Raw genomic sequence first — 14,051 nt, 5'->3', positions numbered from 1 at the left:
GGATCGTCCCTGGCGTCTCGCGCTTTTTTCTGCGTGTACCGTTATTCCTGCTGGTCTTTTTTCCACTTCTGATATTCGAGGAAGTCTTTAAACTCTTTCTTGCTGACGCCCGAAGTCATCGCTTCCTGTACCAGCTCCGACCATTCCGGATCAAGCAATTCCGGTGCGGGGCGGTCGCCATACAATAGCAGGTTGATCGAGACGTTTAGAGCGTCGGCTATCTTCTCGATGAAGGAAATGGAGGGGTTCGATTGAATATTGCGTTCAACATTGCTGAGGTAGGATTTTGCCACATCCGCCTTCTCCGCCAGCTCGGATAAGGAGTACCCTCGGTCTTGCCGAATTTTCTGAATACGCTCGCCAATATGTTCTGCCATGTAGCCGTCGCCCTTCTATCAGAATAATTTTGATGTCATTATATCAGAATAAACGAGATCGGACAAAGGCGTTAAGTCGGAATTTAACCTAAGCAAAGAACACCTTAGTCCCAGGAGCGGGGCAAGGTGTTCTGCTTCGGATGGTCCGATCTTATTTGACGTCGCCAGCGCCTTGTTTCGCTTCAAACGTCCATTTCAGGTTCAAGGCGTCGCCTTGGAATTGGTTTTGGTCTTGGCCGTTGTCCACGAATTCAAAATCAACGATCATGGTATCGATGGAGCCAGCTCTCAAGCCGCTGCGTTCCCCGAGGAAGAAGCCTCTTTCAACGGCATCCGGAGTTTGATTTTGCAGATCATACAGCGTAGTTTCGTAGATAACGTCATTCAACTTGTCGGAATTGTACAAGAATTTCACTTTAATATGTTTGCCGAAGTCGTCCGTGTTCGCTGGAGCGCCGGCTCTATTCGTAATTGTATAGCTCGTTTTCAGCAGCACTTCTTTGATATCGAGTGTGCCGTCGTTTTTGAGTTTGAACGTACGAGGAATATGGTCGCCTGGTTTCAAGTTACCGATATTCACAATCGCCGTCGGATCTGCGTTGATATCCAATGTACCAGCGGCGAACGTCCCGGTCGTTTCTACCGTATCGCTAAAGTATGCGAACGTGCCTCCGCCGATCAATGTCAAACCTAGTGCTGCAGTTGCTACTCCGAAACCTAATGTCTTTTTGATACCCATTCCTGAATTCCTCCCTGATTTTAAAAAGATTTTTTTTATATATTGCATCCTTATGAATACATAAGGAGAACAACCGAATCATACTTGCTTCAATTGGGTGAAAGCGTCAATCTCGTTTTAGGATGCCTTGGCGTCAGGCTGTGTTTTGTTCGGGTCTGGTTTCTTATCCTCCAAACCGGCGATCGCCTTCCATAGGGAAACGAGCGCGTACAGGAACAAGAGGAGCCCAGGGATAATCAGCAGAGCGACATTTCCCGTCTTCGTCCCGGCGAAGCTTAATACATAGCCAATGTAAGGAACATTAAAGCCGGTATAAACGCCGGTGACATTGGCTGGATTCACCGGATCCGAGTCAGCGGCCCCATTGTTATCGCCTTTAGTCCGGTATAGCACCTGCCCGCTTTGCTCGTCGTGCGTCACCTCGACGATGCGGTGAGTGATCAGTTTGTCATCATTCGACCGGAAGGTGATGACATCGCCAACGGTGAATCGGGTCATATCGCCGCCAGGTTTAATGGCCGCAACGGAACCGGTAGGGATGGAGGGCTCCATCGAGCCGGACAGAACCGTTTTCAATTGATATCCATAGAAATTCGGTTCGCCGCCGGATGCTTTCGAGAGCACGACCGAGCCAGCCACGGTAAAAAAGGCCACCGCCATCAGGAACGTCAGCGCGTTCCCTAGCCACTTACGAATCCGCATGCTTATTCACCTGCTTTCGATAGAGTTGCGGGAGTAGGGACCGCAGACGGGGTGGAGTTTTCGACAGTCTCATCGTCCATCTCGTCTTCCTCATCCTCGTCGTCCGTCACGTCATCGTCGTTGACCGGGAGTTCATCCTCCGGTTTCGTCAGGACCAAATCGTCCAACGGATCCGGCTGCGCGGGCGGCAGCGGAGATTCCAGCACCGGCGTGTCGTTGCTTCCAGGTACGTCAGGCGGAAGAGCAACGGGGTCACCGCCTGCCGGTGGGTTCGGATGATCTGGAGTAGGTTCGTGTCCCACCGAATCGTCGGAAGCCGGCGGTTGTTCGTCGGAGGAACCTTCGTCATCTGCCTCGTCTACTGCGCCATCCTCCGTAGCGTTGTCGTCCGTAACTTCGTCGTCTGCAGCATCACCCTCTGCGTCCTCCGATGACTCGTCGTCTGCAGGAGGTTGAACCGCCCCGTCACCAGCTTCGCCCACCGTAGGGGGGGCTTCACCTTCAGGTGTTTCTTCCGCCGGCTGTCCCTCCCCAGATTGATTGTCGTCGCCGCTGGGGTCGACGTTTTCATCCGGGTTGGCTGGGTCTTTATCGGCTTGTTCCGCTTCTTCTTTGGCTTTCTGTTCCTCCAACTGCTTCACCCGTTCAATTTCGGCCAGTCGCTGCGCTTCTGCCTCTGCCAACAATTGGGCTCGCTGTGCTTCGAGACCGGAGATTTCGGAAGTTAAACCGGCGATGGCGGACTCCAGAGAGGCTTGCACGCTCTCAAAATAGGCGAGATCTTCCCCGCCAACCGGATTGCTAAAGGTCGAATCGTCATAAGTTGACATCCCGGCAAACGGACTGGCGATAGTAACGGCAGCGAATCCATCGCTCGAGATCGACAAATCGGAAGGCTGGATGGAACGCAAGTAGCTCAGGATCTCTTGCAACGTGCCGCGAAGGGGGCCGGACAGTAAACCACTGCCCTTCAGGAGGTCGGCAATGCGATCAAGCAGCGTCGTTTGCGTGATCTCCGCGCAATTGGGCTCCAAATCATTCAGCGAGGTCATTAGCCCGTGAATAACGGCTGTCGCAGCGGCGAGTTCCTGCATCAGCTCCTGCCAAATAGACTGATTTAACGCCAACTGCTGCTGCAGTTGTTGAATCGTGGCATTGAGTTCGCTAATTCGCGTCGACAACCCGTCGGCGGCCGCCTCCATCTGCAGACTCGCAGAGAAATCTGCGATAACCTCCGAGCTACCAGATTCGTCGCCGCCAGAGAATACCGCGTCGGTGGCGGATGGATCCGCCTGTGTAGCGGGGGCGACCGTGTCCGGGAGTACCGGAGCCGAGATCGGAGTCGTTGTATCTATCGCAGCGCGGGTCAGGGTCGCGCCGATTAATTTTCCTTTTAAGGAAGCGGCCCGTTCCAGGTGCTCGGCCAACAATGCAAGCTGGCTTTCGATTTGGCTCGGAAATACGCGGCAAGCCTTGATTTCCGAGTTGTCCTCGCGCACGCTGGTGAATTCGCCAAAGGTCGTTCCGACCTGCTGAGAAGTCCACAAGAGCAGGGTTGAGAGAATTAATCCGGATTGCAGCGATTTGACCATATTTTGTTTCTTCCGCTTTTTGCGTAATTTGCGGATTACTTCAGCACGAGATCTTCGCAGAATAGTCGCTCCTTTCTAGGTAAGTCGCTATTTGTTCGTTAACACGTTCGTTATAGAGAACGAATTCCGTGATTCGAATATACCTGATAGGATCGAAAAAAGGAAAATCGCAAATCCAACGATTTGTTCTCAATAAAGAACGATTATCTCAATTTTTCTTTAAATAACTCCATTTTGCGTGAAATTTCACAGGAAACCGTTCACTATAAGGAACAAAGTCTTGGTTTCCAAGCTGACGGCTGTTTTTTTGCCGTAAATGACAAGATCGTTAGCGATCAAACAAAATAAGCTAACCTTTTCGATGAAAACGGGTTAGATGGACTACGCAGAGTGACATACTTTTCAAAACCAGGCCATTATAATAGGTACCAGGAAAGCTTGCTGACTTAAGAGCCCGTGATCCAACGGCCAAAACAAAAGCACCAGTTAAGGGTAAACCTGTTGAAAAGCAGGGGCACAAAGTCTCAGATCTAAGGTAGTGATACTAGGATGGCTGGACTGCCTGGGGACAAAACCAAAATAATGATCTTAGGAGGAGATTGTTGTTGAAGAAGTCCGCCCAGGTTATTGTTTATGATCGGTACCCCGGTAACGTCGATCCGGAGTGGGTGGTTTTGCTCGCCACGGCCAAGGAGGCGGGAATTTCCATTGACGAGGTTCGGCGCTTTTTGGCCGGAGATCGATCGCATTTAGCAGAATGGCATGTACATAACGAATAGATTGCGCAGGAAGAGGGAGTAAGGGATCGTCCCAGGTCGGAAGAGGGGCGGTTCTTTTTTTTGTCTATTCTGGCGTAAATCGTTGTCCCGGTGCGGAGCAAGCGGAAAAAGGGCGATTTTTGTAAGGTGGGGGCGATTCAGGACTTCGTCTTTTATGCTAAAATAGAGGAAGTCTATTTGTGCGTGATAGGGAAGGAGCGATGAAGCCGTGCGCATGAACAACATGCTGCATTTTACCGAAAATCACCGTTACTGCGTATACCGTGACTTCGGTCTCAGTCCCGTCGATGGCAAGATGCTAGGGTTGGTCTATCAACCGATGGTAGGAGCGTTTGCCATTTCGCTTTATCGTCTGCTGGCGGACCAGGTTCCTCTGGAGCAGGTCGGATATTCGGACGTGGAGCAGCAGCGGAAGCTGTTTCTGACCCTGGGTCTAGATCCTAGCGAGAAAGGGCGGAAATTCCTGATCGAGCAAACATCGCGTCTCGAGGCGGTTGGACTTCTTCAGACGAACCGGCTGTATGTCCCGGACAGCGACGATTATATGTACGAATATGAGCTTCAAGCCCCGCTGGCGCCGGCCGAATTTTTCCGGACCCAACATCTGACCCTGCTGCTGCGGGACAAGATAGGCAAATTCGCCGTATTGTCTCTGCGGGAGCAGTTGTTCCGTGAGGAACCGGTGGCGTGGTCAGGACTTGCCTTGAACAAGGAAAATATCACGGTACCGTTCTATGAGATATTCGAGCTGAATACGCATTCCATCGATTATGAGCTGGAGCAGGCCATCGCCGAGACGTCGATGGCCAGACAGCCGGGTCTCAAGTTGGCCTTAGAGGAGGAGGAAGCAATCAATTACGCCGATATCATCCTACGGTTCCCTCGAGAATCGAAGAATCGGGCATTCGTTGAGGCGCTTCGGTTTGATCCGGAAGGGATGGGCGTGGTCAATTTTGTCGCTCGCAAATATGAGCTGAGCATCCAGGATCTATGCAGGCTATTGGATGAAGATGGTGTCTTCGATCCAGGCGGCGCTATTCTGCTGGATGCCCTCCAGCACATCGCCAATCTGCAGTTCCGGCAGGGGAAGCGGCGGCAGGAGGAGCGCGAGGTCGCCTACGGCAAAATCGTCGCGCTGCGCGGGGAAGAGCCGAAAGCAGTTGCTTCTTCCTCTGGGAATGTAACGGAAGAAGTTGCGGTGCAAATGGAGTATTATGTGGAGGTACCGCCGCAGTTCCAAAGCAAGTGCGATATTCACCAATATAATATGATGCTTCGAAATGAGCCGTATACCCGGCTGCTCAAGACGTTCTTCCCGGGGACGATTCCGGACAATCTGCTGGATATCTTTGAGAAGATCGACTTGAACTATAAGCTGCCCGGTGAAGTGATCAACGTACTTATTCATTATTTGATGTCGCTGCTTACCTCGGGCGGAGAGCAACGGATTAACCGTAACTTCATCGACGCGATCGCCGCCAACATGCTGCTGAAGCAGATCAGTACGTATGAGCAGGCGGTGCAATATATCCGTGACCAGTCGAAGGTGAAGGAGAAGGTGAAGGAGAAAGCGGCTGGCAGCACTTCCAGTGGAGGGCGTGCGCGGACCTATGGGGGCCGCGGGGCCAAGCCGAAGCCGGAAATTCCGATTGTGGAGCGAACCGGCGCGGAAACCGCCGTGTCCGAAGAGGAATTTGCCGAATTGATCAAGATGGCGGAACGCATGCAGTCCGGAAAGCATAAAAAAGAAGTCTGAATCCGTTCGGGCTTGGGGGAAGGTGAAACACCGCGATGGAATCCCTTGGGGAAATACTTACGCAGATGAAAAATACGCAATTAAAACAACGCTCGGAGGAGCTGACTGCGCGTCTATTTAATGACCCTCTGGTATTGGAACTTCGAAATCGTTATCCGGAGCTCGGACAGGAACAATTGACGCGCGGAATGGCTAAGCTTTATCAATATGTAAACGACAGCAAGCACTGTGCCAATTGCCCGGGACTTGCGAACTGCCCCAACGACTTCCCCGGCCACTTCACGAAATTGACGGTCGAACAGGTGGGCGGCAGCCCGCAGCTGGTGGATCGGCAGGTCCCTTGCCAGAAGCAACTTCAGTATGAGCGCGAGTTGTCCGTCAAGAAGCGGATTCACAGTTTCTATGTGGATGAGCGTGCGCTGGAGGAAGGGTACAATGCGGTCGAAATTATGGCCAAGGATAGCCTGAGGGCTCCAGCCGTCGGACAATTATTTCGCTACATTGAAGAGACGAAGGAGTCTGGCCTTCAAACGAAAGGACTGTATCTGGAAGGTCCATTTGGCACAGGCAAGACATTCTTGATGTGTTATTTACTGCACGAGCTGGCGAAGGAAGGGTATTCTGGAGCTATCGTCTATATGCCGGAGTTCGTGGAAGATCTGAAAAGCATGCTGCAAGACAGCGATAAGCTGCGGGATACCGTGGAAATGATGAAGCAGGTCGACCTGCTGATCTTTGACGATATCGGCGCAGAGAACTTAAATCCGTGGGCGCGTGACCATGTGATGGGCGCGATCCTGAATTACCGGATGAACCGTAAACCGACGTTCTATACCTCGAATTATTCCTTGAACGCGCTGGAGAAGCATTTGAGCTTTACGAGCAAGGATGGGGAAGAGCGGCATAAAGGCCAACGGTTAATGGACCGGATTGCCCCATTCGTCGATGTCGTGCAGGTGAACGGGACGAATAAACGAGGACGGGCGTAGAGGTGTCATTCACGGCAGAGAAAAAAGAGCCGGGCTTCCCTTGGAAGGGAAACGCCCGGCTCTTTCGTTCGTTTCGCGGTCTTGTTACCGCCAAATCAGCTTAGCTGGCGATAAATTTAATGATGACCATACCGAAGAAAATCACGGCCATCAATGTCAACATGCCAAAAAAGCCGTTCATCAAATCAAACAAATCGTTGCGGGGTTCTTCGTTGATGTGCTGCCGCGGATCGTTCGCATGCGTGTTAGCATCCATGGCGACGGGCCTCCTCAGGAAATAATCGTCTCGTCAATGAAAGATGTCATAGACAATCCGTTTTCAGGTTATTCTTAGTATAACCAAACCCTTTTCACTTTGTAAAGAAGGCGTTATCATGCACTTTCTTTTTTTCAGTGGTGTATGGTATAATTGGTTCGGCAGCTGTTTTCCAGGCTGTCTGCATCATTTTTGTCCAACTATCCAGTTGCTCGGGAACTCGTTTTTTTGTACGGGACGGGCAACCCCAATAAGGAGGAAGTTATCATGGCTATCGTGAATGTATCCGATCAGTCCTTCAACGCGGAAATCGAAGGGCAAGGTCCGGTTCTTGTTGATTTTTGGGCTCCATGGTGCGGTCCTTGTAAAATGATCGCTCCGATTCTGGAGGAGCTCTCTTCGGAAGTAGGCGACTCGGTGAAGATCGCTAAGCTGAACGTGGATGACAATCCGGAAACGGCATCCCGTTTCGGCGTAATGAGCATTCCTACACTCATCTTGTTCAAAGACGGTCAACCTGTCGACAAAATCGTCGGGTTGAACTCGAAGGACACGTTGAAGAACCTGATCTCTAAACATCAATAATCCAGACGATCAGGCGCGTCGCTTGACGCCTTGGATGACGCCTCCGGTTTGGGCCGGGGGCGTTTTCTGCGTTAACATGGAGAGGAGAAAGGAGGAGGAAGCTTGGACGCACCCACTAACGAAACGCCTAGTTATGAGAAAGCGATGGAGCGAATCCAACACAAGCTGGCGCTGCTACCCGATTCCCCGGGTTGTTACCTGATGAAGAACAAGGAAGGTACGATCATTTACGTCGGGAAAGCCAAAGTGCTGAAGAACCGGGTTCGTTCCTATTTTACGGGCAGTCATAACGGAAAAACCCAACTGCTCGTGTCCGAGATCCGGGATTTCGAGTACATCGTGACCGGAAGTAACATGGAAGCGCTCATTCTGGAGTGTAACCTGATCAAGGAATATCATCCGCGGTTTAATATCTTGCTGAAGGACGACAAAACTTTTCCTTATATTAAAATAACGAATGAACCGCATCCCCGACTGGAAGTTACCCGGCGGGTGCTTAAAGATAAAGCGAAATATTTCGGACCGTATCCCAACGCGTACGCGGCTCAGCAGACGAAGAAGCTGCTCGATCGCATGTATCCGCTGCGCAAATGCAACGTGATGCCTAAGGAAGTGTGCCTGTATTATCACATCGGCCAGTGCCTGGCGCCTTGCGTGCAGGAGGTGGCGAAGGAAACGTACGAGACGATGATCCAGGAAATCACCTCGTTCCTTAGCGGAGGGCATGAGGAGATCAAAAAAGAGCTGCAACGTAAAATGCACGAGGCGGCCGAAGAGTTGCAATTTGAGCGGGCGAAGGAATTACGCGACCAAATCATCAATATCGATGCGCTGATGGAGAAGCAGAAGATTACGGTGAACGACGCGAAGGATCGCGACGTATTTGGTTACGCTGTGGATAAGGGCTGGATGTGCGTGCAGATTCTATACATGCGCCAGGGGAAAATGATCGAGCGGCATGCGTCGGTCTTTCCGTTCTACGGGGATGCCTACGGCGATTTCATGTCCTATGTGACCCAGTATTACAGCGATAATCCGGCACTGCCCCAAGAGATCCTGCTGCCGGAGCAGCCTGAGGATCAAGACGATCCGACTGCGATTGATGCCCCGACCGCCCTGCAGGAGTGGCTTGGCGTCAAGACGTTGGTGCCGCAACGCGGTTTGAAGCGGCAGATGACCAAGATGGCCGAGGAGAACGCGCGCGTTTCGCTGGACGAGAAGTTCCGCCTGATTGAAAGGGACGAGGAACGGACGTCGAAGGCCGCCGAGAACCTCGGCAAGGCGATCGGGCTGGAGTCGGTGTCGCGTATCGAAGCGTTTGATAACTCCAACATCCAGGGGACGAACCCGGTCTCGGCGATGGTGGTGTTCATTGACGGAAAACCGGCCAAGAAGGAATACCGCAAATATAAAGTAAAAACCGTGCAAGGACCGGACGATTACGAGACGATGCGCGAAGTCATCCGCCGCCGTTACGAGCGAGTGCTGAAGGAGAACCTGCCGCGTCCCGACCTGATCGTGGTCGACGGGGGCAAAGGGCAGATTTCCGCCGCGACTGACGTGCTGGAGAACGAGTTGGGGCTGTTCATCCCGGTGTGCGGTCTCGTCAAAGACGCCAAGCACAAAACGGCGCAGCTCATGGCGTTTGATCCGCCGGAGCCGGTTTATCTGCCGCGCGACAGCCAGGAGTTCTACTTGCTGCAGCGGATTCAGGACGAGGTGCACCGCTTCGCCATTTCGTTCCACCGCGAACAGCGGGCCAAGTCGATGGTTACTTCGCGACTGGATGCGATCCCGGGGATCGGGGAGAAACGCCGGAAGGCGCTGTTGAAGCATTTTGGTTCGTTGAAAAAAATAAAAGAGGCCTCCGTCGAAGACTTTCGGCCTCTCTCTATCGGGGAAAAATTAGCCCACGAGATTATAAATGCCCTTCGGGACGAGGATCCGCCAGAGGAGTCGTGAAAAACGGCTCCTCTTTTTGCTGCTGCTGCGGCGGGGTCTTCCGTTCCTTACTCGGCGGGTTGAACAGGTAAATGACATAAGCTACGATCGCCGGCAGGGCGATATAGAATATTCCGGCGCTGATGTTCAGCGCTCCGCCCATAAACATCAGACTCAACGACATTAGAATGCTGTCAAAGACGACGTGCGAGAAGACGACGGCGGCGAAGCCATAACGCAGGAACACGAAGCTGAACAACAGTCCAATAAAGGTCAACTCGATTGGGCGAGAAATCACCGGATAAATCGGATACAACGTGTGACCGAACGCCCAGATCAAGGTCGACAACAGGCTGGCGATGAAGGTGCTGCGGAACATTTTCTTCAGCATCGGGATCCCGAACAAGCGATAGACCGCTTCTTCTCCGATCCCTGCTACCCATGCGAGCAGCGGCAGCAGCAACGGATACACCATATTGTACGGCGATTGTGTGGCATCCGTTGTCGACCACGTATGAATCGTACGCTCCAGAATGAAGAAGACGACGGATTGGGCTCCCAGCAGGATCAACGCCCAGGCGTAGCCGTCAGCCATCGAGGTCAGCACATAACGGCCGTACCCTTCCTCCCGCGACCGCGGCCACAGGTTGATCCCGTTCTTCCGCCACAGTCCGTCGCCGCCCACCAGCGAGAAATACACGGAAGCGGCGAGGAACAACGTGACCAGCCCCTGGAAGAAGAAGCCGAATATGAGCACGCCGGATTCGAGGCCGTCTTTTTGAAAGACCGGCATCATGTTGATCGTACCCAACGTGGATAACACGAAGTAGACCGCTGCCAGGAAGATCCCGCGTTTAAACGAGGTATGGGCCCGCGTCATCGCGCTGTATACGATGGCCAGGATCGCCAGCACGAAGGTCAACAGGGCGTAACCGGCATACGTGAGCCAATTGGCGAGTTTTGTTTGCCCGGCTACGTAGTCCGTGTGCGCCTGCGGCACGGTAAAATAGCTCTCCATCGAGGACACGGCGCCGTATTCGTAACTCAGCTTGATTTGCGCTTGCGAATCGCCTAACGCGAAGCCTTTGATCAGATATTGAAGGCCGATATCCCCTTCGCCGGAGGCTAGCTCCAGATCGCCGGCTTTATAGCCAAAGGCGTTCAGGAAAGGCAACGCCAACTGTTCTTTCTCCGCTAACGTCAAATCGCCTTCCCAAGCCTTCATGGAATCGGTGGTTTCCGAGCCCAAATCAAGCATCATCTGCTTGTTGGCGTTGCTGGAGGAAGCGATCTCCTCAAAGCCGACGACTTGGCCGGTCGTCATGTGGACATCGACGGTCACAGCGCTTAGCGCTTCGGTGGGATCGTTATAACGGACGCGGAACACGTCATAAGGAAACTTCTTTTCATATGTTTTTAAGTAAGGGGCCAGAAGATCGGCTTTGGTCAAATAACCAAACAAATCGGAACGTGTTTCGTATGTAATTAAGGCTTTATCCTTCATAGGTTCAGACAGATTCAGGTTTAAGACAGACCCGGCGAACTCAGCTGCGCTGGCCGCTGCTTTCGTTTTACTGATGACCTCATCCGCTTGCTGCAGCTGCAGCGATTCCGAGTCGGTGCTTGGGAACAACTGAACGGCGATAAACACAATGAATCCGAGAGCGGCCAGCAACCACAGATTCTTCGTTTTCATCCTGCGGCCAGTTGGTTTCAAAGAGGAACTCACTCGCAAAACTCCTTTTTTATTTGGTAAAATTCACTTTTTGAACACGTACTCTTTATATAGATGAGGTATGATTTCCCCCCAAGTACGTCAAAGTAAAGATAACACAGCTGCCCCCCCTACGCCAGACGCGAGACAAAATTGACGAGAAACGGCAATAACTCCGGCAAGCTTTCGCATCGCTCAGATACGGGGCGAAGTTTATCCCTCTACCCCTTCATTTCGCCCTTTTTTGTTCTTTTTCATGAAAATAGAGCTTTGTAGCGGAAGGAAATAAGGGATATAATCCATTTGACGAAAAAATGAATGAAAACAATTGAAAAGAAACTCGGCCGAATTTCGTAATGAAAACGGGGGAACCGTATCTTTTGGGGTGAATTTCGCAGAACTTCGCGCAGCCGGCTAGGAAGCGGCGGAAGTGTCAGCGAATAGGGCAACTGTGCATGTCCGAATCCGTCAGCTAACCTCGTAGGCCTGTGCAGCAGGAACCAAACACCGAAAGGCATTGGATTTCCAGTGCTTTTTTCTTTTGTGCTTTTTTCATAACAACGATGAGGTGAACAAGTTGCATTTTAAGAAAATCAGCCTTTCTCCGCCGCAAATCTTGACGATCGGGTTCGCACTAATCATTTTGCTGGGTGCGTTCTTGCTAATGCTGCCGATCTCCAGTACGACCGGGGAAACGTTGCCGTTCGTCGACGCGTTGTTCACGGCAACTTCGGCAACCTGTGTGACGGGATTGGTTGTGGTCGATACCGGCACCTATTTTTCCACTTTTGGGCAAGTCGTCATTGTTTTGCTCATCCAGGTCGGAGGGCTCGGCTTTATGACCATGGCCACGTTGTTCTCCTTAGTCCTCAAACGAAAAATCTCACTGAGGGACCGTCTCCTCCTTCAGGAGGCGATGAATCAAAATTCGGTAGAGGGAATCGTTCGGCTGATCCGCAAGGTCCTGTTGTATTCGCTAATGATCGAATCCGGCGCGGCCCTTCTGTTCACGATTCGCTGGGCGTTTGATATGCCGTTTGGCAGAGCTTTGTACTTTGGGATTTGGCATGCGGTCTCGATGTTTAATAATGCGGGCTTTGACTTGTTTGGCGATTATCAAAGCTTAACGAAATACGTCGCTGACCCGATCGTTAACTTTGTGGCCATGTTTCTGATCGTGTCCGGCGGGCTTGGATTTATTGTGCTGTCCGACGTATTCGAGTTTCGGAAGCGGCGGAAGCTTTCGCTGCATTCGAAAGTGGTCTTATCGATGACGTCAGCATTGATTGTGATCGGAGCGATCGTTGTTTTCATTTTCGAATTCACGAACTCTAAGACGCTTGAACCTCTCAGCTGGAGCGGGAAGATTTGGGGATCGTTCTTCCAATCGGTTACACCGCGTACGGCGGGAGCCAATACGCTGGACATCGGAGCGCTGCGACAAGCGACGCAATTTTTCATGATCATCTTGATGTTTATCGGGGCTTCCCCGAGCTCAACGGGCGGCGGGATCAAAACGACCACGTTTACGATTCTGGTCGGCGCGGTTGGTTCGATGATTCGCGGACGTACGGACCTGGTTCTGTTCCGGTACCGGATGGCCGAGGAACGGATTTTCAAAGCCTTGACGATTACGTTGCTTGCGTTGTTCCTTGTTGTGGCGGTGGCGATGGTGTTGTCTACCACAGAAGACGCGAGCTTCTTATCGATCTTATTTGAAACGACTTCCGCTTTCGGCACAGTCGGGTTGACGATGGGATTGACGGGGAAACTAACGGTGATCGGTAAAATTATTATCAGCTTCACGATGTTTGCCGGCCGACTAGGGCCGCTGACACTTGCTTATGCGATTGGTCCGAAGAAAGGGAAAGAGTTGTATCGCCACCCAGAAGGCAAAATCATTATTGGATAAGGGGAAATTATCGTTTATGAAAAAACAGCAGTTTGTAGTGATCGGCCTCGGACGTTTCGGGTCCAACTTGGCCTTGGAGCTGATGGACTTGGGCTACGAGGTTCTGGGCATTGACCGGAATGAAGAGCTCGTCGAGGAAATGAGTGACCACCTAACGCATGCCGTCGTCGCCGATGCAACGGACGAAGAGGTACTGAAGTCGCTTGGGGTGCGCAATTTCGATTGCGGGATCGTGGCGATCGGCAACGATATCCAAATGAGTATCCTGGCGGCGATCCTGCTCAAGGATTTAGGCATTAATACCGTGGTGGCCAAGGCGATATCCGTTCTGCACGGCCGGGCCTTGGAGAAGCTGGGCGTTGACCGGGTCATCTATCCCGAACGGGACATGGGGATTCGCGTTGCGCATCAGCTGGTCACTCCCAATCTGCTGGATTATATCGAGCTGTCGAAGGAGTACAGTATCGTAGAAATGAACGTCCCCGCTTGCCTGAACCAAAAAAGTCTCGGCGACCTCAACCCGCGGGCCCGTTTTGGTTGCAGTATCGTGGCCATCCACCGCGATGGCGGTATCCTTGTGGCGCCAACTGCCATGGACCAGTTGACCGAAGGCGATATCATGGTAATTATCGGAGCGAAGAAGAATATCGAGCAATTTGAGACGATCCTAACGCAATAATAAGTAATTCATCTTTCTCTAGTTGGAGCG

Annotated in this window: 13 protein-coding genes and 2 riboswitches; of the genes, 7 read left to right on the top strand and 6 right to left on the bottom strand. The window is 52.0% G+C overall.

Going from position 1 to position 14,051, the window contains the following annotated elements; genetic code table 11:
* Window positions 1-41: 41 nt before the first annotated feature.
* From MKZ15_RS18760 to MKZ15_RS18745, 4 genes are all read right to left on the bottom strand, one after another.
* Window positions 42-377, bottom strand: coding sequence for a helix-turn-helix domain-containing protein (locus tag MKZ15_RS18760; protein WP_155606194.1), 336 nt, complete (start codon window positions 375-377; stop codon window positions 42-44).
* Between the two features lie 151 nt (window positions 378-528).
* Entirely contained in the window at window positions 529-1,116 is a 588-nt protein-coding gene (locus MKZ15_RS18755; protein ID WP_193417384.1) for a TasA family protein, read from the bottom strand.
* 117 nt (window positions 1,117-1,233) lie between these two features.
* Window positions 1,234-1,818: a signal peptidase I gene (locus MKZ15_RS18750; protein ID WP_155606196.1), complete on the bottom strand. Its 585-nt coding sequence runs from the start codon at window positions 1,816-1,818 to the stop codon at window positions 1,234-1,236.
* Window positions 1,819-1,820: 2 nt separating this feature from the next.
* Window positions 1,821-3,410 (bottom strand): hypothetical protein, encoded by a 1,590-nt coding sequence (locus tag MKZ15_RS18745; protein WP_339817350.1) that lies wholly within the window; start codon window positions 3,408-3,410, stop codon window positions 1,821-1,823.
* 481 nt (window positions 3,411-3,891) lie between these two features.
* Window positions 3,892-3,976: riboswitch (cyclic di-GMP riboswitch) on the top strand.
* A 39-nt stretch (window positions 3,977-4,015) separates the two neighbouring features.
* On the opposite strand from MKZ15_RS18745, the gene sinI reads away from it, so the two are divergent.
* From sinI to dnaI, 3 genes are all read left to right on the top strand, one after another.
* Window positions 4,016-4,189 (top strand): anti-repressor SinI family protein, encoded by a 174-nt coding sequence (gene sinI, locus MKZ15_RS18740; RefSeq protein ID WP_155606197.1) that lies wholly within the window; start codon window positions 4,016-4,018, stop codon window positions 4,187-4,189.
* Window positions 4,190-4,397: 208 nt separating this feature from the next.
* Window positions 4,398-5,945, top strand: a complete 1,548-nt coding sequence (locus tag MKZ15_RS18735) for a DnaD domain protein (protein ID WP_193417386.1) — start codon at window positions 4,398-4,400, stop codon at window positions 5,943-5,945.
* A gap of 35 nt (window positions 5,946-5,980) precedes the next feature.
* A complete protein-coding gene (gene dnaI / locus MKZ15_RS18730; protein ID WP_155606198.1) occupies window positions 5,981-6,934 on the top strand; it encodes a primosomal protein DnaI in 954 nt (317 codons plus the stop codon).
* Between the two features lie 100 nt (window positions 6,935-7,034).
* On the opposite strand, the gene MKZ15_RS18725 is transcribed toward dnaI, so the two are convergent.
* On the bottom strand, window positions 7,035-7,190 hold the full coding sequence (locus MKZ15_RS18725) for a YqzM family protein (RefSeq protein ID WP_155606199.1): 156 nt from the start codon (window positions 7,188-7,190) through the stop codon (window positions 7,035-7,037).
* 267 nt (window positions 7,191-7,457) lie between these two features.
* Here MKZ15_RS18725 and trxA point away from each other — a divergent pair, with 267 nt between their 5' ends.
* A complete protein-coding gene (trxA, locus tag MKZ15_RS18720) occupies window positions 7,458-7,775 on the top strand; it encodes a thioredoxin (RefSeq protein ID WP_193417388.1) in 318 nt (105 codons plus the stop codon).
* A 144-nt stretch (window positions 7,776-7,919) separates the two neighbouring features.
* On the top strand, window positions 7,920-9,737 hold the full coding sequence (gene uvrC / locus MKZ15_RS18715; protein ID WP_239483780.1) for an excinuclease ABC subunit UvrC: 1,818 nt from the start codon (window positions 7,920-7,922) through the stop codon (window positions 9,735-9,737).
* On the opposite strand, the gene MKZ15_RS18710 is transcribed toward uvrC, so the two are convergent.
* Complete coding sequence (locus MKZ15_RS18710; RefSeq protein WP_339822515.1) at window positions 9,694-11,412, bottom strand: type II CAAX endopeptidase family protein; 1,719 nt, start codon at window positions 11,410-11,412, stop codon at window positions 9,694-9,696. The genes uvrC and MKZ15_RS18710 overlap by 44 nt on opposite strands.
* Window positions 11,413-11,762: 350 nt before the next feature.
* Window positions 11,763-11,933, top strand: a riboswitch (cyclic di-AMP (ydaO/yuaA leader).
* 65 nt (window positions 11,934-11,998) lie between these two features.
* Here MKZ15_RS18710 and MKZ15_RS18705 point away from each other — a divergent pair.
* Together MKZ15_RS18705 and MKZ15_RS18700 are read left to right on the top strand one after the other, a co-directional pair.
* Window positions 11,999-13,342: a TrkH family potassium uptake protein gene (locus tag MKZ15_RS18705; RefSeq protein ID WP_339817349.1), complete on the top strand. Its 1,344-nt coding sequence runs from the start codon at window positions 11,999-12,001 to the stop codon at window positions 13,340-13,342.
* A 16-nt stretch (window positions 13,343-13,358) separates the two neighbouring features.
* Entirely contained in the window at window positions 13,359-14,021 is a 663-nt protein-coding gene (locus MKZ15_RS18700; protein WP_193417391.1) for a TrkA family potassium uptake protein, read from the top strand.
* Window positions 14,022-14,051 lie beyond the last annotated feature (30 nt).

Origin of the sequence: Paenibacillus sp. FSL R7-0216, assembly GCF_037969915.1 — a bacterium.
Taxonomy (GTDB): Bacteria; Bacillota; Bacilli; order Paenibacillales; family Paenibacillaceae; genus Fontibacillus; species Fontibacillus rhizolycopersici.
This window is presented reverse-complemented; position numbering and strand designations above follow the sequence as displayed.